General features: G+C 71.9%; 18 protein-coding genes and 1 pseudogene. 3 read left to right on the plus strand and 16 right to left on the minus strand.

The genetic code is table 11. The features are described from left to right. Window positions 1–600: 600 nt before the first annotated feature. From pucL to aceB, 7 genes and pseudogenes are all read right to left on the minus strand, one after another. Window positions 601–1,500, minus strand: a complete 900-nt coding sequence (gene pucL / locus FYC51_RS02675) for a factor-independent urate hydroxylase (protein WP_148732134.1) — start codon at window positions 1,498–1,500, stop codon at window positions 601–603. 2 nt (window positions 1,501–1,502) lie between these two features. Beyond that, window positions 1,503–1,856, minus strand: a complete 354-nt coding sequence (gene uraH, locus FYC51_RS02680) for a hydroxyisourate hydrolase (RefSeq protein ID WP_148732135.1) — start codon at window positions 1,854–1,856, stop codon at window positions 1,503–1,505. Next, window positions 1,853–2,347: a 2-oxo-4-hydroxy-4-carboxy-5-ureidoimidazoline decarboxylase gene (gene uraD, locus FYC51_RS19400; protein ID WP_222863253.1), complete on the minus strand. Its 495-nt coding sequence runs from the start codon at window positions 2,345–2,347 to the stop codon at window positions 1,853–1,855. Before uraD ends, uraH begins: the two co-directional genes overlap by 4 nt. A 21-nt stretch (window positions 2,348–2,368) precedes the next feature. Further along, window positions 2,369–3,736: pseudogene (gene allB, locus FYC51_RS02685) on the minus strand (allantoinase AllB); the annotation flags it as partial. A gap of 8 nt (window positions 3,737–3,744) precedes the next feature. Beyond that, the gene (locus tag FYC51_RS02690; protein ID WP_148732137.1) at window positions 3,745–4,590 is read right to left on the minus strand and encodes a bifunctional allantoicase/(S)-ureidoglycine aminohydrolase; all 846 of its coding nucleotides are present in this window, start codon (window positions 4,588–4,590) and stop codon (window positions 3,745–3,747) included. Window positions 4,591–4,630: 40 nt separating this feature from the next. Next, complete coding sequence (locus tag FYC51_RS02695) at window positions 4,631–5,887, minus strand: DUF6986 family protein (RefSeq protein WP_420797240.1); 1,257 nt, start codon at window positions 5,885–5,887, stop codon at window positions 4,631–4,633. Between the two features lie 2 nt (window positions 5,888–5,889). Continuing rightward, window positions 5,890–7,488 carry a malate synthase A gene (gene aceB / locus FYC51_RS02700; protein ID WP_148732138.1) on the minus strand — a complete coding sequence of 533 codons (1,599 nt, stop codon included), beginning with the start codon at window positions 7,486–7,488 and terminating at the stop codon, window positions 5,890–5,892. A 137-nt stretch (window positions 7,489–7,625) separates the two neighbouring features. On the opposite strand from aceB, the gene FYC51_RS02705 reads away from it, so the two are divergent. From FYC51_RS02705 to xdhC, 3 genes are read left to right on the plus strand one after another with little or no spacing between them, the layout of a single operon-like run. Then, window positions 7,626–9,098, plus strand: coding sequence for a xanthine dehydrogenase small subunit (locus tag FYC51_RS02705; protein ID WP_148732139.1), 1,473 nt, complete (start codon window positions 7,626–7,628; stop codon window positions 9,096–9,098). Then, complete coding sequence (xdhB, locus tag FYC51_RS02710) at window positions 9,095–11,563, plus strand: xanthine dehydrogenase molybdopterin binding subunit (protein WP_148732140.1); 2,469 nt, start codon at window positions 9,095–9,097, stop codon at window positions 11,561–11,563. Before FYC51_RS02705 ends, xdhB begins: the two co-directional genes overlap by 4 nt. Before the next feature lie 11 nt (window positions 11,564–11,574). Continuing rightward, window positions 11,575–12,405 (plus strand): xanthine dehydrogenase accessory protein XdhC, encoded by an 831-nt coding sequence (gene xdhC, locus FYC51_RS02715; protein ID WP_148732141.1) that lies wholly within the window; start codon window positions 11,575–11,577, stop codon window positions 12,403–12,405. Window positions 12,406–12,420: 15 nt separating this feature from the next. On the opposite strand, the gene FYC51_RS02720 is transcribed toward xdhC, so the two are convergent. The 9 genes from FYC51_RS02720 to FYC51_RS02760 all read right to left on the minus strand — a co-directional run bounded on the left by FYC51_RS02720 (window position 12,421) and on the right by FYC51_RS02760 (window position 21,685). Then, window positions 12,421–13,233 (minus strand): hypothetical protein, encoded by an 813-nt coding sequence (locus FYC51_RS02720; protein WP_148732142.1) that lies wholly within the window; start codon window positions 13,231–13,233, stop codon window positions 12,421–12,423. 67 nt (window positions 13,234–13,300) lie between these two features. Beyond that, entirely contained in the window at window positions 13,301–14,812 is a 1,512-nt protein-coding gene (gene arfA / locus FYC51_RS02725) for an arabinosylfuranosidase ArfA (protein WP_148732143.1), read from the minus strand. An 88-nt stretch (window positions 14,813–14,900) separates the two neighbouring features. Next, window positions 14,901–15,845, minus strand: coding sequence for a carbohydrate ABC transporter permease (locus FYC51_RS02730; protein WP_148732144.1), 945 nt, complete (start codon window positions 15,843–15,845; stop codon window positions 14,901–14,903). Continuing rightward, complete coding sequence (locus FYC51_RS02735) at window positions 15,845–16,798, minus strand: carbohydrate ABC transporter permease (protein ID WP_148732145.1); 954 nt, start codon at window positions 16,796–16,798, stop codon at window positions 15,845–15,847. The genes FYC51_RS02730 and FYC51_RS02735 overlap by 1 nt, the downstream gene beginning before the upstream one ends. Before the next feature lie 70 nt (window positions 16,799–16,868). Next, window positions 16,869–18,197: an ABC transporter substrate-binding protein gene (locus FYC51_RS02740; RefSeq protein WP_148732146.1), complete on the minus strand. Its 1,329-nt coding sequence runs from the start codon at window positions 18,195–18,197 to the stop codon at window positions 16,869–16,871. A 347-nt stretch (window positions 18,198–18,544) separates the two neighbouring features. Continuing rightward, complete coding sequence (locus tag FYC51_RS02745; RefSeq protein ID WP_148732147.1) at window positions 18,545–19,570, minus strand: LacI family DNA-binding transcriptional regulator; 1,026 nt, start codon at window positions 19,568–19,570, stop codon at window positions 18,545–18,547. 89 nt (window positions 19,571–19,659) lie between these two features. Beyond that, window positions 19,660–20,427 carry a hypothetical protein gene (locus FYC51_RS02750; RefSeq protein WP_148732148.1) on the minus strand — a complete coding sequence of 256 codons (768 nt, stop codon included), beginning with the start codon at window positions 20,425–20,427 and terminating at the stop codon, window positions 19,660–19,662. Between the two features lie 5 nt (window positions 20,428–20,432). Then, the gene (locus FYC51_RS02755) at window positions 20,433–20,753 is read right to left on the minus strand and encodes a hypothetical protein (protein WP_148732149.1); all 321 of its coding nucleotides are present in this window, start codon (window positions 20,751–20,753) and stop codon (window positions 20,433–20,435) included. Window positions 20,754–20,809: 56 nt separating this feature from the next. Further along, entirely contained in the window at window positions 20,810–21,685 is an 876-nt protein-coding gene (locus tag FYC51_RS02760; protein ID WP_238476181.1) for a phosphatase PAP2 family protein, read from the minus strand. Window positions 21,686–21,749: the final 64 nt, after the last annotated feature.

A 21,749-nucleotide genomic window follows, 5' to 3' on the forward strand; every position in this document is an offset into this window, starting at 1 on the left:
GCCCGCTGCGATCGCGGTACGGATCACGCGCTCGGACAGACCTCGCGCACGGAGCGTTCGCACGCGGGCCACGTGACCGAGCCGGGCGAGTTCGGGGAGGAGCTGCGGCATCCCGACATCGTGCTGCGTCGTTCCACCGCGTTTCGGTCGGACCGACGTTCCGGTGGACGCGAGTCGCGGCATCCGTGCTCGGGAGGACAGGTCGCGCGACCGGAATGCAGGAAGATGTCGGGGACGTGCGGCGTGTCACCGCACGACACGCCGCCGAACGGCGGGTTCTTCCTGCATCCGCGACGACGGTGCGGAAACGCGCGGCGGAATCCGGGGAAGCCGGCGACGATCGGATGCGGCTGGCACGCGGCATCCGTTGCCCGGGAGGACAGGTCGCCCGACCGGAATGCAGGAGGAAGTCGGGGACGTGCGGCGTGTCACCGCACGACACGCCGCCGAACGGCGGGTTCTTCCTGCATCCGCAGTGTGTGGCGAGATCGGCGTGGGAGGCAGGGGGGTCCAGGGTCGCGCCGACGTCGGCCCGACGGATGCCGCGAGCACGGGGCATCCGACGTCGGCCGGGCGGATGCGGCGGGCACGCGGCATCCGTCAGCAGAAGCCCGCGATGCCCGCCCAGGCCGCGGCCGGGCTCGGAACGCCCTCGCGCTCGACGGAGGCCTCGATGAGGCCGTAGGGGCGGTCGGCGGCGTAGAAGACCTCGTTGGGGTTGTCGAGCCCGAAGGGCGAGAGGTCGACGACGAAGTGGTGGTTGTTCGGCATCGAGAAGCGGATCTCGGCGATCTCGGGGTGCTCCTCGAGCACGCGGCGGCCCATGTCGAAGAGCGTGGCCTGGAGTGCGGCGGAGTAGCGCTCGGCGAACGCCTCGAGGAGGAGCGCACGCACGCTCGCGTAGAGCGCGTCGTAGTCGACGCCGACGGTGGCGTAGCGCCAGCGCGCGGCGACGTCGGTGGCGAGGATGCGGTCGCGGGTCTCGGGCAGGGTCGTGTACCGGTCCTTCGGGTACCCCTCGAAGCCCGAGGCGGTGGTCTTCAGCACCGTGAGGTCCTTGAGGCCCGCGATGACGTGCCGCTCGTCGCCGTCGGCGACCACCACGGCCGTGCGCACCTCCTGACCGCTGCGGACGAAGGCGTGGTCGTGCTCGGCGCCCTGCGCGACGATGCGCTGCCAGGCGTATCGCTCGGCCTCCCAGCGTCCGCCGGTCACCCAGTCGAACGAGCCCGTGAAGTGGTCGGCGAGGCGCAGCAGGAACGCCTCGGGCGAGCCGATCCCGTCGCGCGCGAACGCGAAGATCGTGTTCTTCTGGGTGTCGGTCGCGACGACGTGCGCGTTGTCGCCCTCGAGGTGTGCCGCGGCGAAGTCGCCGCGCAGCTGCGAGGTCACGTTGAGGTCGTCGATCTCGTGGCGCGGGGTGTCGCGTGTGACCTTGACGACGCGCACCTCGGCCTTGCCGTACTGGTTGACGCCGAGGACGATGGCGGGCTCGGACATGGTCAGCTCCCTCGATAGGTCGAATAGGCGAACGGGCTCAGGAGGAGCGGCGCGTGCACGTGGCGGCCGTCGTCGGCGACCGTGAACGTGAGCACCACCTCGGGGTAGAACGTCTCGACGCCGTGCTCGGCGAACCAGGCACCGGTCTCGAACCGCAGCCGGTAGTCGCCGGCCGGCAGCTCGTCGGGGCCGATCCGGGTCACCCGGCCGTCGGCGTCGGTCGCGGCGGTGTCGACCGACCGCCACGAGACGCCGTCGAACGCGAGCAGCTCGACGGCGACGCCCTCGGCGGGTCGGCCGCGCGTGGCGTCGAGGACGTGGGTGGTGATGCGCGACACGGGTGCGGAGGCGCTCATGCGACGAGTCCCTTCAATCGGAGGACGGCGATCTGGCGGAGCTGGTCGGCGACGACGGGATCCTCCTCCTCGGGCGTGTGCCCGAGCCGCTCGGTGAGGGCGTCGAGGATCTCGCGCGACGACCGCCCTGCCGCTCGGATGAGGAACACGCGCCCGAACCGCTCCTCGTAGGCGCGGTTGCCCGCGGCGAGCCCGGCGGCCACCTCGGCGTCGGCCGGGTCGACGCCCGACTGCTCCGAACGCGACATGGCGGCCTCGGCGCTCGCACCCGTTGGGCGCTCGCCGATGCGCGGATGGTGCGCGAGCGCACCCTCGACCTCGGCGGGCGTGAACGGCGAGGCGGCCGTCTCGGCCCACGCGACGAGCTCGTCGACCGAGCCGTAGGGCCGTGCATCGGCGACCTGTTCGCACCACCGGTCGATGTCGAGGCATGGTCGCAGCATGGCGATCGCCGCCTCGCGATCGGCCTCGTTGAACGCGTCGAGCGACATCGCCGCCACCCTCCGATCTGCCCGCTGCAGCAGGCGTCCGCGCGGCACCTCGCGATCGACGGGCTCGCCCGCGAGGTACGTCGCCCGCACGACGCCGACGAGCTCTCGTCCGTCGTAGGGCGAGATCGGATGCCGGTGCTCCAGCGCCGCGGCATCCACCGTGAAGACCGCGTCGGGCGCGACCACCGCGAGGTCGGCGGCGCGGCCGACCTCGATCGCACCCTTCGACGAGAGCCCCACCCGGCGTGCGGGCGCCGTGGACATCCACTCGACGACCTGCTCCAGACGGATGCCGCGGCGCCGCGCCTCGGTCCAGACGATCGGCAGGCCGAGCTGCAACGACGCGATGCCGCCCCACGCCTCGGCGAAGTCGCCGTCCCCGGCGAGCTTCAGGGCCGCGGGCGCCGGCGAGTGGTCGGAGACGACGAGGTCGATCACGCCCTCCTCGAGCCCGCGCCAGAGCGCGTCGCGGTTCGACCCCTCGCGGATGGGCGGGCAGCACTTGAACGCCGTCGCACCCGGCGCCACGTCCTCGGCGGCGAGCACGAGGTAGTGCGGGCACGTCTCGGCGGTGATGCGCACGCCGTCGTGCTTCGCCCATGCGATCGGCCCGAGCGCGTCGGCCGAGCTGAGGTGCAGGATGTGCGCGTCGGCGCCCGTGCGGCGGGCTGCCTCGATGACCGCGGCGATCGCGGCGTGCTCGGCGGCGCGGGGCCGCGACGCGAGGAAGTCGGCGTAGTCGGCGCCGTGCTCGTGCGGCGCCTCGTCGATGATCGCGGCGTCCTCGGCGTGCACGATGAGCAGCGAGCCGGCCTCGGCGAGCACGGCCATCGCCCGCTCCATCTCGTCGGCCGACACGGGCGGGAACTCCGCGACGCCCGAGTCGACGAGGAAGCACTTGAACCCGAACACGCCCTCGCCGACGAGCGGCAGCAGGTCGCCCACGTTGCCGGGGACGAGCCCGCCCCAGAACCCGACGTCGACGAACACTCGCCCCTCGGCGGCGGCGCGCTTCACCACGAGCGCGTCGACCGAGGTCGTCGGCGGGATGCTGTTGAGCGGCATGTCGACGATCGTGGTGATCCCGCCCGCCGCGGCCGCGCGCGTCGCCGACGCGAACCCCTCCCACTCGGTGCGCCCGGGCTCGTTCACGTGCACGTGCGTGTCGACGAGCCCGGGGATGAGCACCTCGTCGTCGGCGAGCCGCACGTGGCGGGCGCCGGCGAGGCCCGCGCCGGCCTCGGCGATCCGCGCCACGAGCCCGTCGCGCACGCCGACCTCGGCTGGCGCGAACGCGCCGTCGACGAGCACCCGGTCGCCCGCGAGCACGAGGTCGAAGGCGTCGGATGCCGCGGCGCGTCCGGGCGGCGCGACGTCGGCGTGGGGCATCCGCTCGTTCACCCCCACCGGCTCGCACTCCGATGGTCGGGCCCCGTGAGTCGCACCTGGCGGTTCACGTCCTTGTACAGCAGGTAGCGGAACGGGCCCGGGCCGCCGGCGTAGCAGGCCTGCGGGCAGAACGCCCGCAGCCACATGAAGTCGCCCGCCTCGACCTCGACCCAGTCGCCGTTGAGCCGGTACACGCCCTTGCCCTCGAGCACGAAGAGCCCGTGCTCCATGACGTGCGTCTCGGCGAACGGGATCGACCCGCCCGGTTGGAACGTCACGATGTTCACGTGCATGTCGTGCGCGAGGTCGTCGGGGTCGACGAACCGCGTCGTCGCCCAGGCGCCCCGGGTGTCGGGCATCGGCTCCGGCTCGACGTCGGCGTCGCTCGTGACGAACGACGTCGGCGCGGGGATGCCCTCGGCGGGCTCGTAGGCCTTGCGGATCCAGTGGAACGACGTGGGCGCGTCGCCCTCGTTCGCGATCGACCAGGGCGCACCGGCGGCGAGGTAGGCGTACCCGCCCGGGCCGAGCACGTCGCGTTCGCCGTCGACGTCGAGGGTCAGCGCGCCGGACGTGACGAACACGACCCCCTCGACCCCGGGCTCGACCTCGGGGTGCTCGGCGCCGCCGCCCGGCTCGATCTCGACGATGAGCTGGGCGAAGGTCGTCGCGAATCCCGCGATCGGCCGCGCGATGATCCACGACCGCGTGCGGGTGAAGCCGGGCAGCCTGCTCGTCACGATGTCGCGCAGCACGCCCTTCGGGATCACGGTGTACGCCTCGGTCACGATGGCGCGATCGGTCAGCAGCTCCGTCTGGGCGGGCAGCCCGCCCTGCGGGGTGTAGTAGCTCATGGGACCTCCTCGTCCGTCGGCCGCGCGTCGCGGCATCCGCTCACGTCGTCGTCGGCCTCGGGCTCGCCCACTCGGCGAGCGCCTTCGCGTCCAGCCCGGTGTCGGCGGCGACCTCGGCCGGGGTGATCGCGCCGCTCTGCACGCCGCGGCGCACGAAGCCCGCGAGCGCGCGCACCGTCGCGGGCTCGTCGAGCACCGCGCCGGTCGTGCGGTCGCGCACGTGCCGCAGGCGCGCGGACACCTCGGGGTAGCCCTCGCGGTAGTACGCGTAGGTCGCGAGGAACCGGGTCGGCAGCTGCGCCGGATGCAGGTCCCAGCCCTGCGAGAAGCCCCGCTCGAGCGCTCGGCGCACGAGCCGGGCGTGCAGCCGCCACGCCTCGGGCGCGCGGTCGCCGACGGGCAGGATGTTGGTCGAACCGTCGGACAGGCGGATGCCGGTTCCCGCCACCGCGACCTGCATCACCGACTTGGCATGGTCGGCCGCGGGGTGTTCGAGCGACTGGTACGGCGCGGCGATGCCGACCGCGGCGCTGTAGTCGTACGTGCCATAGTGCAGTCCGGCGATGCGGCCGGGCGCAGCGAGCGCGAGGCGCGCGACAGGCACCACGCCGTCGGCGCCGAGCACGAGCTGGGGCGTCTCGACCTGCACCTCGAACCGGAGGCGCCCCTCGGGCAGGCCATGCACGTGCTCGAGCCCGGCGACGGCCTCGGCCATCGCCTGGACCTGCGCGACCGTCGAGACCTTCGGCAGCGTGAGCCGGAGGCCGTCGGGCAGCCCGCCCTGGTCGACGAGGGCGGTCACGAACAGGTCGAGCGTGCGGATGCCGCGCGCCCGCGTCGGCGCCTCGAAGGACTTGAACCGGATGCCGATGAACGGCGGCGCGAAGTGCGCACCGGTGGCGGCGGCGACCCGCTTCGCCGCGCGGACCGCGTCCGCGTCCTCCACGTCATCGCCGCGATCGCCGTAGCCGTCCTCGAAGTCGATGCGCAGGTCCTCGATGGGCTCGCGTCCGAGCTTGCGGTCGACGAGCGGCGCGACCTGGGCCGCGAGGTCGGGGGCGAGGCCCACGTCGAGTCCGAGCGCCGCTGCGCCGCCCGCCGACGCGAGCGTCTCCTGCGCCGCCCGACCCCACTCGACCGGGAGCTCGGGCGTGTAGCGGTCGCCCGGCACGTACACCGTGTGCACCGGCTGCCGCGAGCCGTCGTCGCCCGGATACACGCTTGCGAGCAGCCGATCGGTCGAGACCAGGCGGGCTTCGATCGCGGCGTGCACCACGGGCGACAGGGCGGTGCGCACGCTCACTCCAGGAGCTCGTAGGCCGGCAGCGTGAGGAAGTCGACGTAGTCGTCGGCGAGCACGAGGTCGGCCACGAGGCGCGCGGCGGGCTCGTAGTAGGCCGCGAAGCGATCGGGCGGCACGTCGGCGCGCAGGGCCGCCACCTCCTCGTCGAGCACCTCGCGCACGAGCTCGGGCGTCAGCGTGCGGCCGGTGTCGGCGAGCACGACGTCGTGGCGCAGGTGCTGCCACACCTGCGAGCGCGAGATCTCGGCCGTCGCAGCATCCTCCATCAGGCTGTGCAGCGCGACCGCGCCGTTGCCCGACAGCCACACGGCCGTATAGGCCACGCCCACCGAGAGGTTCGTGCGCAGGCCGGCCTCGGTGACGGTGCCGCCCGTCGAGGCGACGTCGAGGAGCTCCGCCGCCGACACGTCCACCTCGGGCCGCTGCCGGTCGAGCTGGTTCGGCCGGTCGCCGAGCACGCCGTCGAAGACCTCGCGGCACACCGGCACGAGGTCGGGGTGCGCGACCCACGATCCGTCGAACCCGTCGTTCGCCTCGCGGGTCTTGTCGGCGCGCACCTTCTCGAAGGCCGTGGCCGTGGCCTCGGGGTCGGCGCGGTTCGGCACGAACGCCGCCATGCCGCCCATCGCGACCGCCCCACGGCGGTGGCAGGTCTTCACGAGCAGCTCGGTGTAGGCGCGCATGAACGGCGCGGTCATCGACACGGATGCCCGGTCGGGCACGATGAACTCGGGTCCCGCGTCGCGGAACACCTTGATGATGCTGAACAGGTAGTCCCAGCGGCCGGCGTTGAGGCCCGACGCGTGGTCGCGCAGCTCGGAGAGGATCTCGTCCATCTCGAACGCCGCCGGGATCGTCTCGATGAGCACGGTCGCGCGGATCGTGCCGTACGGGATGCCGAGCCGCTCCTCGGCGTACGTGAACACGTCGTTCCAGAGCCGCGCCTCGAGGTGGCTCTCGAGCTTGGGCAGGTAGTAGTACGGGCCGTGTCCTCCGTCGATGAGCAGTTGCGCGGTGTGGAAGACGTGCAGGCCGAAGTCCACGAGCGACCCCGACGCGCGCTCGCCGTCGACGAGCACGTGCTTCTCGGGCAGGTGCCAGCCGCGGGGACGCGTCACGACGGTCGGACGGCGGACGTCGTCGCGCAGCGCGTACGCCTTGCCCTCGGGCGAGGTCCAGGCGAGCGTGCCGCGTGCGGCGTCGCGGAGGTTGCGCACGCTGCCGACGACGTTGAACCAGGTCGGGCTCGAGGCATCCTCCAGGTCGGCCAACCACACGCGGGCGCCCGAGTTCAGGGCGTTGATGGCCATCTTCGGCGGCGACGCGGGGCCCGTGATCTCGACCCGGCGGTCGGTGAGCGCCGGGGGCGGCGGCGGCACCCGCCAGTCGCCCTCGCGCACGTCGCGCGTCTCGGGGAGGAAGTCGAGCGGCTCCCCCGCGGCGATCCGCTCGCGGCGGGCGCGGCGCGCGGCGAGCAGCTCGCGACGGCGCCCGTCGAACCGGTGATGCAGCTCCTCGACGAACGCGAGGGCGTCGTCGGTGAGGATCTCGTCGCCGCCCGCGACGTCGGTGGCGCTGGCGATCTCGATGGTCATTCGGCGGCCGCTCCCTTCCGGGGTTGCTGCGGGATGATGCTCCACACGCTCAGCCTCATCTTGTCGCAGATGCGATCGCGGCGTAACCGGATCGCCGGGAACCCGGCGGCGTAGACTCCGAAACCGAGGAGACGACCATGGATCACATCGGCGTGACGGTCAACGGGCGGCAGCGCCCGATGGTCGGCGTGTCCGCGCACACCTCCGCGCTCGACTGGCTGCGCGGGATCGGCCTCACGGGCTGCAAGGAGGGCTGCGCCGAGGGCGAGTGCGGCGCGTGCGCCGTGCTGCTCGCGACGCCGCGAGACGACGGGGGCACGGACTGGACCGCCGTGAACGCCTGCCTGGTGCCGGCGGTCGCACTCGACGGGCAGGAGGTCGTCACGGCCGAGGGTCTCGGCACGCCCGAGCAGCCCCACGAGGTGCAGGAGCGCCTCGCCGAGGCGGGCGGCTCGCAGTGCGGGTACTGCACCCCCGGCTTCGCGTGCAGCATGGCGGGCGAGTTCTACCGCCTCGGTCGACGGGCGGGCGAAGCGGATGCCGCCGACGCGGCCGACACCGTCGACGGCCGCACCGACGCGCACCACGGTCCGAACGGCTTCGACCTGCACGCGCTGGCGGGCAACCTGTGCCGGTGCACCGGGTACCGCCCGATCCGCGACGCGGCGTTCGCGCTCAGCGACCCCGAGTCGGGCGACCCGCTCGCCGAGCGGCGCGACCGGCCCGCGCCAGGGGCCGTCGCGACGCGCCTCGGCGACGACGGGGAGCGGTTCGTCCGCCCCGCGTCGCTCGACGAGGCGCTGGAGCTCCTCCGCGACGAGCCCGACGCGGTGCTCGCCGCCGGCACGACGGACTGGGGCGTCGACGTGAACCTGCGCGGTCGCCGCGCACCGCTCACGATCGCGATCGAGCGCCTGCCCGAGCTGCGCACGTTCGAGGTCGGCGACGCGAGCATCGAGCTCGGCGCGGCGCTCTCGCTCTCGGAGGTGCAGCACCGCCTCGACGGGCGGATCCCGCTGCTCGACGAGCTGTTCCCGCTGTTCGCGTCCCCGCTCATCCGCAACCGCGCCACGATCGGCGGCAACCTCGGCACGGCCTCCCCTATCGGCGACACCTCGCCCGCATTGCTCGCCCTCGAGGCGCGCGTCGTGCTCGTCTCGGCCGACGGCGAGCGCGAGGTCGACCTCGCCGACTTCTTCACGGGCTACCGCACGACCGCGCGGCGCCCCGACGAGCTCATCCGGTCGGTGCGCGTCCCGCTGCCGCTCGCCGGCCTCGCGTCGTTCCACAAGATCTCGAAGCGGCGCTTCGACGACATCTCGAGCGTGGCGGTCGCGTTCGCGATCGACCTCGACGACGGCGTCGTCGCCTCGGCGCGCATCGGGCTCGGCGGGGTCGCGGCGACCCCGATCCGCGCTCGCGCCACGGAGGCCGCGCTCGCCGGACGGACGTGGGATCGCGAGACCGTGCGCGACGCGGCATCCGTGCTCGCGACCGAGGGCACGCCCATGTCGGATCACCGTGCGAGCGCCGAGTACCGCTCGCTGATGCTCGGCACCGCGCTGCTGAAGCTGCACCGCTCGACGCCGCTCGAGGGGGTGCCCGCATGACCGATCTCGCCTCGCGCCCCCGCGACCCGGTGGTCGGCACGGCCACGCCGCACGAGAGCGCCGTGCAGCACGCGACGGGCGCCGCCGTGTACACCGACGACCTCGCTCCCTCGACGGCGCACGTGCTCACCGCGTGGCCCGTGCAGTCCGCGCACACGCACGCGGTCGTGACGCTCGACGTCGCACCGGCACTGGAGGTGCCGGGCGTCGTGCGCGTGCTCACCGCCGACGACGTCCCCGGGGTGAACGACGCGGGTGTGAAGCACGACGAGCCGCTCTTCCCGAGCGAGGCGATGTACCACGGGCACGCCCTCGCATGGGTGCTCGCCGAGACCGCCGACGCCGCCCGTGCGGGTGCCGAGGCGGTGCAGGTCGCGTACGAACCGCTCCCCTCGCTCGTCACGATCCAGGACGCGATCGACGCGGACTCCTTCCAGGGCATCCCGCGCACGATCCGCCGCGGCGACCCCGAGGACGCCCTCGCGACGGCGCCGCACGTGTTCCAGGGCGTCAGCGTCGTCGGCGGCCAGGAGCACTTCTACCTCGAGACGCACGCCGCGCTCGCCCGCATCGACTCCGAGGGGCAGGTGTTCATCGAGTCGAGCACCCAGCACCCGTCGGAGACGCAGGAGATCGTGGCGCACGTGCTCGGCCTGCCGTCGAACCGCGTCACCGTGGAGTGCCTGCGCATGGGCGGCGGCTTCGGCGGCAAGGAGATGCAGCCGCACGGCCTCGCCGCTGTGGCGGCGCTCGGCGCGACGCTCACGGGACGCCCGGTGCGCCTGCGCCTCAACCGCACGCAGGACCTCACGATGACCGGCAAGCGGCATCCGTTCCACGCGACCTGGACGGCCGGGTTCGACGACGACGGCCGCATCATCGCGCTCGCGACGACGCTCACCGCCGACGGCGGCTGGAGCCTCGACCTGTCCGAGCCCGTCATGGGCCGTGCGCTCTGCCACGTCGACAACGCGTACTGGATCCCGCACTTCGTCGCACAGGGACGCATCGCGAAGACCAACAAGACCTCGCAGACCGCGTTCCGCGGCTTCGGCGGCCCGCAGGGCATGTTCGTCATCGAGGACATCCTCGGCCGGGTGGCGCCGCTCCTCGGCCTGGATGCCGCAACCCTCCGCGAGCGAAACCTCTACGTGCCCGACCAGACGACGCCCTACGGCCAGCCCGTGCGCCACGCCGAGCGGCTGCGGGCGATCTGGGACGACCTGCGCACATCGAGCGACTTCGACGCGCGCCGCGCCCGCATCGCGGCCTTCAACGCCGAGCACGAGGACGTGAAGCGCGGCCTCGCGATCACGCCAGTGAAGTTCGGCATATCGTTCACCCTGACGGCCTACAACCAGGCCGGCGCGCTCGTGCACGTGTACAAGGACGGCTCGGTGCTCGTGAACCACGGTGGCACCGAGATGGGCCAGGGCCTGCACACGAAGATGCTCCAGGTCGCGGCGACGGCGCTCGGCGTGCGGCTCGAGTCGGTGCGGCTCGCCCCGACGCGCACCGACAAGGTGCCGAACACGTCGGCCACGGCGGCATCATCGGGCGCCGACCTCAACGGCGGCGCGGTGAAGCACGCGTGCGAGCAGATCCGCGAGCGCCTCGCGGCGGTCGCCGGGCGGATGCTCGAGGTCGACGCACGCGACGTGCGCTTCGGCGACGGCCGGGTCTCGGGGCTCGGAGCATCAGGTCCCTCGTTCACGTTCGCCGAGGTCGTGCAGGCCGCCTACCACCAGCGCGTGCAGCTGTGGGCGTCGGGCTTCTACCGCACGGCCGGCCTGCACTGGGACACCGAGCGGATGCAGGGCGAGCCGTTCAAGTACTTCGCCTACGGCGCCGCGGCCACCGAGGTCGAGGTCGACGGGTTCACGGGCGCCTCGCGGATGCTGCGGGTCGACATCCTGCACGACGTCGGCGACTCGCTCTCACCCCTCATCGACCTGGGCCAGGTCGAGGGCGCGTTCGTGCAGGGCGCCGGCTGGCTGACGCTCGAGGAGCTGCGCTGGGACGAGACCGACGGCCCCGGTCGCGGGCGGCTGCTCACCCAGTCGGCGAGCACCTACAAGCTGCCGAGCTTCTCGGAGATGCCCGAGGAGTTCAACGTGCGCCTGCTCGAGGATGCCGCGGAGGACGGCGTGGTCTACGGCTCGAAGGCCGTCGGCGAGCCGCCGCTCATGCTCGCGTTCAGCGTGCGCGAGGCGATCCGGGAGGCCGTCGCGGCGTTCGGGCCGGTGGGCTGCTCGATCGACCTCGGAGCGCCGTCGACGGCGGAGGCGACGTATCGGGCGATCCTCGCGGCGCAGGCGGCGGCCGAAGCGGACGGCGCGGCCGAGTCGGGCGCCGAGCCGGCTGTCGGCTCGAGCGCAGCGTCGACGGATGCCGCGACGCGCACGGATGCCGCGGCATCCGTCGGCGCCGCCGTCAGGAGCCGCTTCCTGTCGTCGGAATCCTGAGGCGGCCGGCCGTGGACTGGGTGGACGCGCTCCAGCACCTCCGCGCCGCCCGGCGACCCGCCGTCATCGTGACGCTCGCGATGGTGCGCGGGCACGCGCCGCGGAACGGCGGCGCGAAGATGATCGTCGCGCCGACCGCGCAGTACGGCACGGTCGGCGGCGGCAACCTCGAGGCCACGGCGGTCCGGCGCGCCCGCGAGCTGCTCGCCGAGGGCGCCGCGGAGCCCGAGCTGCTGACGCTGACGCTCAGCGACAAGGCGACGACGGAGTACGGCGTGCAGTGCTGCGGAGGAGAGGTCACCATGCTGCTGGAACCCGTGCCGGTCGTGCCGGCGGTCGCGATCTTCGGCATGGGGCATGTCGGGCTGGAGCTCGCCCGCATCCTCGCCCGGCAGCGGATCGAGCTCGACCTCGTCGACTCGCGCGCCGAGATGCTCACGGCCGAGCGCCTCGGCGTCCCCGGCTCGACGGGCGTGCTCGCCGACGCCGTCGCGACCGTGCGGGTGCACCACCTGCCCGTACCCGAGTCGGCCCTCGCCGAGCTGCCGCCGGGCGCGCACGTGCTCGTCATGACGCACGACCACGTCGAGGACCTCGCGATCGTGGAGTCCGCACTGCGCGCGCCCGGGCTCGGCTCGATCGGGCTCATCGGCTCGCGCTCGAAATGGGCGAGGTTCACGACGCAGCTGCGCGAGGCCGGGTTCGCCGATGACGACCTCGCGCGCGTGTCGACGCCCATCGGCATCGAGGGCATCCGGTCGAAGGAGCCCGCCGCGATCGCGGTGAGCGTCGCCGCGCGCGTGCTGCAGCAGGTCGAGGCCGCGGCCGCGCGCGCGTCGTAGCCGGATGCCGCGGCCTCAGCCGCCCCAGATCACGAACTGGCCGTGCGGCATCACCGGGAGGATGACCAGCGAGATCGGCTCGCCGTGGCGCGACGGGAACGTGAGGAGGTCGCCCTCGGCGCGGTAGCGGTCGGACGGGTGCTCGCTCATGCCGACGACGACTTCCGCGGCCTCGGGCGACACCCCGAAGCACGTGACCGGACCGAGCAGCTCGTGCGGCACCTGGAAGGCGTCGAACGCGTACCCCGCGAACTCGCGCTGCGTGCCGCGCAGGATGGACTGCGCGGCGCCGGGCAGGTCGTCGAGCACGCCCGCCACGTTCATCCACCCGCGCGGTCCGTCGCCGCCCTCCCAGGCGCAGGCGGCATACGCCGACGGCACGAAGGGCCGGAAGGCCGGGTCCGCCCACACGTCGTCGGGCATCAGCGCGGGCAGGACCACGCCGAAGTCGGCCGCGGAGAGCTCTCCCGTCCTGAGGCGCGCCAGCCCGTCGGCCGAGAGCCGCCGCTCGAGGAGCAGGTCGCGCGTCCGCTCGCCGTACAGCGTCGCGCCCGAGTCGGCGTACCGGAGCACGCGACCGTCGGCGTAGACCAGGACCCAGCCCTGGTGGAATGCCGCCCACGCGTCGACGATTCCGACCGGGCCCTGTTCGGCCGCGGCGCCGGGCGGGGCATCCGATGGATCGCGGTCCGACCGCAGGTCCCCGGATGCCCCGGCACGACCGCCCACGGCCGTGATCGCGACCACCGCGGCGATCGCGATGGCCGCGGACACGCCGACGACCGTCGTGCGGCGTCGCCGCACGCGATCGCGCGTGTCGACCGCCATGGTCCCGTCCCTCCGATGGCACCGGTATGAACCAGCTTCCTCCGAGCGCGCGGGAGGGGGAAGGGGGTCAGCCGAGCGAGAGCGCCGTCCAGGACACGGGCGGCAGCGTGATCGTGAGCTCGCCGCCCTCGATCCGCACGCTGTCGTTCGCACGCGGCGCCACCCGCTCGCGGTCCTCGAGCGTGTTCTTCGCGTACACGTCGTCGTCGGCGAGGGTGTGCGACTCGAGCACCGACACGTCGCCGAGCGAGGCGACGTCCACCGTGAGGGTGACGGCCTCGTCCTGGCTGCGGTTCACGAGGAACACCGCCGAACGGCCGGCCTCCGGATCGTGGGTCGCCACCGCGTCGACGAGCGAGACCTCGCCGTACTGCGCCGTCTCGTACGTGGGTGCGTCGAGCTTCAGCTCGAGCGCGTCGCCCTGCGCGAGGCGGGAGGTGATCGAGAACGGGAAGAAGGTGGTCTGGCGCCAGGCGGGGCCGCCCGGCTCGGTCATGATCGGCGCGATGACGTTGACGAGCTGCGCGAGCGAGGCGCTCGTCACGCGGTCCGCGTGCCGGATGAGCGAGATCAGCAGGTTGCCGAACACGACCGCGTCGGCGACCGAGTAGACGTCCTCGAGCAGGCGCGGCGCGACGGGCCAGTTGTCGAGGCCCTCGACCTTGTCGACGTCCTGGAAGCGCGAGAGGTACCAGACGTTCCACTCGTCGAACGAGATGTTCACGGTCTTGTCGCTGCCGAGCACCGCCTTCACGTGGTCGGCCGTCGCGACGACCGTGTCGATGAAGCCGTCCATGTCGACCGCCGAGGCGAGGAACGAGCCGAGGTCGCCGTCCTTCTCCTCGTAGTAGGCGTGGCACGAGATGTAGTCGACGTCGTCGTACGTGTGGGTGAGCACCACGCGCTCCCACTCGCCGAACGTGGGCATGTGCGCGCTCGACGAGCCGCAGACGACGAGCTCCACCGACGGGTCGAGCTGGCGCATCGCCTTGGCGGTGCGCGACGCGAGCTTGCCGTAGTCGTCGGCCGAGCGGTGGCCGAGCTGCCACGGGCCGTCCATCTCGTTGCCGAGGCACCACATCTTCACGCCGAACGCGTCGGTGCGGCCGTTCGCGATGCGCTGCTCCGACAGCGCCGTGCCGCCTGCGATGTTCGCGTACTCGAGCAGGTCGAGCGCCTCGAGCGTGCCGCGGGTGCCGAGGTTCACCGCGAGCATGAGATCGCTGCCGACCTTCTCGAGCCAGTCGGAGAACTCGTGCAGGCCGACCTCGTTGGTCTCGGTCGAGTGCCACGCGAGGTCGAGGCGACGCGGGCGCTGCTCGCGCGGCCCGACCGAGTCCTCCCAGCGGAACCCCGAGACGAAGTTGCCGCCCGGGTAGCGGATCGTGGAGACGCCGAGCTCCTTCACGAGCTCGACGACGTCGGCGCGGAACCCGTCGGCGTCGGCCGACTCGTGGCCGGGCTCGTGGATGCCGTCGTAGACGTGCCGTCCGAGGTGCTCGACGAAGCCGCCGAAGAGGCGACGCTGGACGCGCCCGATCGTGAAGTGCGGATCGATGGTCAGGCGTGCGATGGGCATGTGCGGTGCTTTCTGTTTCGAGGTGCGTGGGCTTCGATCGGATGCCGCGCAGCCGCGGCATCCGATGGTCGTCGTTCGTGGCTGCCGGCTACTTCACGCTGCCGATCGCCAGCCCGCCCTGCCAGTACCGCTGCAGGAACAGGAAGGACAGGATGAGCGGCACGACCGAGATGAACGCGCCAGAGGTGATGAGGTTCCAGACCTGCTCGCCGCCGGCACCGGCGTTCGAGAGCGCCGTCCAGCGGTTCAGGCCGACGGTGACGGGCAGCAGCTGCGGGTCGGTGAGCACCGCGAGCGGGAGGAAGAAGTTGTTCCACGTGCCGACGACCGAGAGCAGCAGCACGGTGACGATCGCGGGCTTCAGGAGCGGCAGGGCGACCTGGAAGAAGGTGCGCCACTCCCCAGCGCCGTCGATACGGGCGGCCTCGAGCATCTCGTCGGGAACGGCATCCTGCGTGTAGACGCGCATGAGGTAGACGCCGAACGGGCTCAGCAGCGACGGGAGGATCACGGCCCACGGGGTGTTGATGAGCCCGTACTGGCTGAGCAGCATGAACGTCGGGATGACGAGGGCGGTGAGCGGCACCATGATCGAGCCGAGGATGACGCCGAACACGACGCCGCGCCCGCGGAAGCGGTACTTGGCGAAGCCGTACCCCGCGAGGATCGACAGGATCGTGGCGCCGATGCCGGCCGCGAACGCGTAGAGGAACGAGTTCAGCAGCCAGCGCCAGTAGATGCCGCCCTGGTGTGTGAACAGCCCGGCGATGTTCGAGAAGAGGTTGATCGGGTCCTCGAACCAGAAGGCGGGGCTCGAGAACAGGCCCGCGGTGCTCTTCGTCGCGGCGACGAAGAGCCACCAGATCGGGATCACGAAGTAGATCGCGAGGATCACGAGGAACACGTGGGATCCGATGCGGCGCCCGCCGGTGCGACGGGAGCGGCCGGCGCCGCGGTCCTCGCGGGCCGGCACGCCGGTCACGGTCGTGCGCGCGTCGGTGCGCGGTCGGGTGGTCTGGCTTGCGATCGTCATCACTTGAGTCCGCTCTGCTTGCGGGTGAGGAAGAGGAACAGGTAGGAGCCGGCGAACACCAGCACGCCGAGCGAGAACGCGATGGTCGACGCGTAGTTGAACTGGCTGTACGAGAACGCGAGCGCGTAGGCATACATGTTCGGCGTGTAGGCCGCGTCGATGGCGCCCTGCGCGATGTTGCGGAGCACGGTCGGCTCCGTGAAGAACTGCAGCGTGCCGATGAGCGCGAAGGTGATCACCATGACCATCGACGACGAGATCATGGGGACCTTGATGCGCAGCGCGGTCTGCCAGCCGTTCGCGCCGTCGATGCGGGCGGCCTCGTACACCGACGGGTCGATCGACCGCAGCGCGGCGTAGATCACGACCATGTAGTAGCCCGACCACTGCCACGTGACGATGTTCACGAGGCTGCCGAAGATCGTGTCCGCAGCGAGGAACTCGGGCGTCGACAGGCCGACGACGTCGAACAGCGTGCCGGCCGGGCCGAAGCGCGGGCTGTAGAGGAAGCTCCACATGAGCGCGCCGATCACGACCGGGATCGCGTACGGCGCGAAGATGAGCAGTCGCGAGAGCTGCGAGAGCTTCGTGGCGAGCGTGTCGAGCACGAGCGCGGCGGCCAGCGCCACGATGAGCTGGATCGGGATCATGACGAGCGCGTAGGCGGCGACCCGGAGGAGGCCCTCGAGGAAGAGCGGGTCGGTGAACGCCTTGACGTAGTTGGCGATGCCGGTGAACTGGGTCCCGGTCGCGAGGGTGGACGTGAACAGGCTCATCCCGAACGCGTAGACGAGCGGGAAGACGAGGAAGAGCGCGAAGATCACGAGGAACGGGGTGACGAAGAGCCACCCGACGCGCTGGCGGCGCCGTTCGAGGCTGGGCCCGCGGCGGCGCGGGCCGGCCGCCGCGGGCGACGCCGACGTCGCGCGCTCGGCGGAGATGGTGGTGGTCATGGTGCTGCCTTCCGGAGGGAGGGTGCGACGGGATGGCGGGCCGGGCGCTCACGCCCGGCCCGCCGTTCGGTCACTGGAGGGTGAAGCCCTGCTCGGTCGCGTACTGCTCGAGCGAGGCCTGCAGGTCGTCGAGCGCCTGGTCGGAGCTCTTCTCGCCCTGCACCATCGCGTAGAGCTGCTCGGTGAGCTGGTCGTACGCGTAGTTCTGGAACGGGCTGAAGGTGAAGCCGGTGTAGCCGGCCGCCGCCTCGAGGAAGACGTCCTTGTTGATCTGCTGGCCGCCGAAGAACGGGTACTCCAGGTCGCGGAAGTAGTCCGACTCGAGGATGGGCTTCCACAGGGGGAAGAGCGCGGCCTCCTCGATGCCGATCTTCCACGCCTCCTCGGTGCCGAAGACCTCCTTGGCGACCGTCGCGGCCGCCTCCTTGTCCTTCGCCTGGCTGGTCACGGCGAAGGTCGAGCCGCCCCAGTTGATCTGCACGGGGTCGGCCGGATCCCACTGCGGCACCGGCGCGGCCTGCCAGACGGCGTCGCTGTCGGCATCGGCGAGGCCCGAGAGGTAGCCGGGGCCCCAGGCCGCGGCGACGTAGATGGCGTAGGAGCCGTCGACGAGCTTGGTGTTGTAGTCGGCGGTGAACGCGTCGTCGGTTGCGACGAGGCCCTTCTTCACCAGGTCGTCCCAGTACGCGAGGACGCGCTTGGAGCCGTCGTCGTTCACGTCGATCGCGATGTCGGTCGGCTCGGCGCTGTCGTACTCGAACGGCACCGAGCCGGCCTGGGCGAAGAGCGCCTGGTTGTAGGCGCGGCCGTTGGTCGGGAAGTCGGCGAGGACGCCCGGGGCGCCCGCATCCTTCAGCGCTTGCGCGGCGGCGGCGAATTCGTCCCAGGTGGTGGGCACGGGGATGCCGTACCGGTCGAGGATGTCCTTGCGGTAGAGCATGCCCATGGGGCCGCCGTCGACGGGGATCGCGTAGACCGCGTCGCCGCTCGAGACGTCCTTCCACGCACCCTCGGTGTAGTCGTCCTTCACCTCGTCGGCGCCGTACTCGGTGAGGTCGACGAGGCCGTCGCGGATCGAGAAGCTCGAGAGCACCTCGGACTCGAGCATGATCACGTCGGGCGCACCCGAGCCCGACTCGAGGGCGGTCGAGAACTTCGTGTACTCGTCGTTGCCCTGGCCGGCGTTCGTCCAGCAGATCTGGACGTCGTCGTGGTTCTCGTTGAAGAGGTCGACGACCTCCTCGAACGCGGGATACCAGGCCCACACGCTGACCTGCGTGGCATCCGCGTTCACGATCTTGTTGGTGCAGGCCTCCTCGGAGGCGCCGGTGGAGCAGCCGGTGAGGGCGGCCGCGGCGACGGCGACGACGCCGGACGCGGCCAGGAGCTTCGACTTCATGCTGTGTGCTTCCTCTCGCGGTGTTGGACACCGTTGTCTCTGGGCGATGGGCTCGAGCCGCAGCGGAGAGGGGGCTCCGCGTCGAGGTCCGAGGTTGTACAACGTTGTAAAGTAAACGTTGTAGAGACATGGTGACCGCTGCGGTCGATGCTGTCAAGTCCGTGTCGCGAACTGCGACGGATGCCTCGGGAAATCGCTGTCCGAGCATACGTCGGGTTTCGTCGACGGCCGATTCCGGGTCGTACGGTTACCGACCTCCGGCGCTCATCGAGTCACCCGGATCGCACGATCGCGACCTGCAGCCCGAGATCATGGGTGGGTCGATGCCGGCGGGAATGCGACGTCCGTCAGCTCGCGGCTGCGGCGCTCGGCGCGGACTCACGCTCGGCGATGCGGAAATCGGCGAGGAGCCGGCGCGGCTCGCCCGAGTCGTCGGGATGCTCGATCCGCTCGATGAGCGTGCGCACGGCCGTCCGCGCGATCCACGGCTGGCCGGGGTCGACGGTAGTGAGGGACGGGATGGAGTACCGCGCCTCGTCGAGGTCGTCGAACCCCATGACGGCGACATCCTCGGGGACACGACGGCCGGCCTCCTGCAGCACGCGCATCGCGCCGAGGGCGAGCGTGTCGTTCAGGCCGAACACCGCATCGAACTCGGCGCCGGCGTCGAGCAGCTCCCGCATGCTGCGGGCGCCATTGGCGCGATGCCACAGCGTGGTGTGGCCGATGATGCTCGGATCGAACGGGATCCCCGCCGCGTCGAGCGCCTCGCGGTAGCCCCGGAGTCGGAGCCCGGCCGAGCCGATGACCTCGCCCTCGTGGGCGCCGACGAGCGCGATCCGGCGCCTCCCCGACGCGATGAGGTACTCCGTCGCGGCGCGCGCGGCATCGACGTTGCGCATCGTCACGTGGTCGGCGGGGCCGTCGAAGATGCGCTCGCCGAGCACGACGAGCGGGTAGGGCACGTCGAGACGGTCGACGTCCTCCTGGCCCATCCCGAGCGGGCTGAAGATCAGGCCGTCGGTGAGCTTCAGGCGAGGGCTCCGCAGCAGGTCGAGCTCGCGGTCGCGGTCGCCGCCGGTCTGCTCGACGAGTACGACGAGGCCGGCCTCCTCGGCCGCCTCGATGACCGCGGCGGCGAGCTCGGCGAAGTAACTGAGCGAGAGCTCGGGCACGGCGAGGGCGATCGCGCCCGTGCGGCCCGAACGCAGGCTGCGTGCCGTCAGGTTCGGCGTGTACCCGAGCTCGCCGATGGCCTGCTCGACCTTCGCGCGCGTGGCAGGCCGGATGTGGGGGTAGTCGTTGATGACGTTCGAGACCGTCTTGATCGACACCCCCGCCAGTCGCGCCACGTCGTGCAGCGTCGATGCCATGCGGCCCTCCTCGTTCGTGGGCAGTCTACAACGTTGTAAGCCGCTGGCTGGGCGACGCGGCGATCCCAACGGCGATGGCGTTCCGATCGTCAGCCGCCCCAGTACATGAGCGTTCCGTCGGGCATCACGGGACTGACTTCCGGAAAGATGCGTGGCTCCGGCGTCGGGGGGTCGCCCTCGACGTCCCACGACCGCCGATCGTCCGAGTCGAGGGACGCCTGGAAGGCTTCGAGGGTGGCGGGGCTCAGCCTGAAGCATTCGGCTCCCGGATCGCGCTGGGATGGGAAGTGCCCCCACCTCGCCTCGAAATGCCGCTCCGTGCCGCGCACGAGCGTCTGCGCAGCCCGAGGGAGCTCGTCGACGACCGCCGTGGCGGGGATGTGGTAACCCGTCTCCTCCAGTTGGACCCAGAAGCAGACGGCGTACACCGTCGGCGAGAACGGTCGGAACTCCGCTTCCGCCCAGATTCGCGAGGCGAGCACGTCGTGCCGACCATCGTCGATGTCGGCCCCGGTGAGCACCCCGGACCGGACGAGCGCCGTGCCCGTACGCGTGAGTCGGCGCTCGAGGATGCGACCCGTGTCGTTCTCCCAGAGCACGCGGCCGTCCGCATAGATCCGAACCCAGCCATCGTGCACCACCCCCCACGCCGCGATGGGCTCCACCGCTCCCGCACCCGGGGCGCCGATGGTGCCTCGCTCCTCGGCGCCGGAGCCGGATGCCGCGGACGATGAGCCGCGCTCACCGCCGGACATGGCGGCGATCGCGACTCCGGCGACCGTGACCGATACGGCGACCGCGACGACCATCACGCGTTGCCGCCGGCGTCGAGCGCGCCGCTTCGCTTCTTCGTTCATCCCACTCACGCGCATTCGGGAACCCCGTTGGGCAGGATCGGGAGGAACCCCACGCCCAGCCGTCCGATGCCCGGCTGCTCGGTCCACATGTCGAACGGGTCGGGGAAGCTCTCGTCCTCGCCGGACGTGCAGACCGCGTACTCCGGCGGCTCGAACGCGACCATCTCACGTTGCGCCCAGGACTCGCGGCGCAGCCGATCGTCGAAGCCGGTGAGGTGGAGGACGCGGTTGAACGCTTCGACGAAGGTTTCGCCACCCCGGTCCGGCTCGACGGTGAACTCGGCATCGTGGGAGTCGGGCCGGCGCGGCGGTGCGATGACCGCCAAGATCGGTCCCTTTCCGTTGATGATGCTACCACGGATAGCACCATGGCGACAGGGGTTCAGCGTTCGGGCGGTGTGATGTGCGCCTGGGCGCGTGCGGCGTTGCGCTCCGAGACCCGCGCGATCCAGGCGAGCCGCTCGCGCTCGAGCGGCACCGCGAAGGCGGCCCAGAGCACGAGCGCGACGCCCGCGCCGACGAGCAGGCCGCCCACGGTGTCGGAGAACCAGTGCGCGCCGAGGTAGGTGCGCGTGAGCGCCATCAGCAGGGTGTAGGCGGCGCCCGCGATCCACACGCCGACGATGGGCACGATGACGCCGATCGCCACGGAGATGGTCGCGGCGTTCGCCACATGCCCCGACGGGAATGAGCCGAAGTCGGATGTCACGAGCATGTCCTCGGGGCGCGCGCGCCCGAACCACTCCTTGAGCAGCTGCACGACGCCGGCGCTCGCGGCCGAGGCGACGATGAAGTAGAGCGCGCCCCAGGGTCGGCGCATGATGAGCAGCACGACCGCGACGCCGACCGGGATGACGAAGACGCCGACGATTCCACCGCCGAGCCAGTTCATGAAGAGCGCAACGGTGTCGCCGAACGGGCCTCGGAGCGTGAGGACCTCCTCGGCCCACTCCTCGTCGATCTCGAAGGGCACGCCGCCCTCGCGGATCATGATGACCGCGCCGAGGAGCATCGCGGCGAGCACCGCCGCAATGCCGCTCGTGAGCGCCGCTCGGCGGCCGAGGATCCGGGCCCGCCGCTCGCGCTGGGCGGGCAGCAACCCTGCAGCGGCCCCCGGCGCATCGCGATCGAGACCCCGCGCGGAGTCGGCGGCGTCCGCGCGGCCGGCCCCGGCGGCATCCGTCTCAGCCGGATTCGCACCGGCGGGCGACTCCGCGGACTCCGCGTCGTCGGGCGACGGCTCGTTCGGTCCCACCATCCCCCCACGCTAGCCGCAGGGGGTGCGAGCGGATGCCGCGACCCGCCCCCTTGACGTGGGGCTC

Origin of the sequence: Agromyces mariniharenae, assembly GCF_008122505.1 — a bacterium.
In the GTDB taxonomy this organism is placed as follows: domain Bacteria; phylum Actinomycetota; class Actinomycetes; order Actinomycetales; family Microbacteriaceae; genus Agromyces; species Agromyces mariniharenae.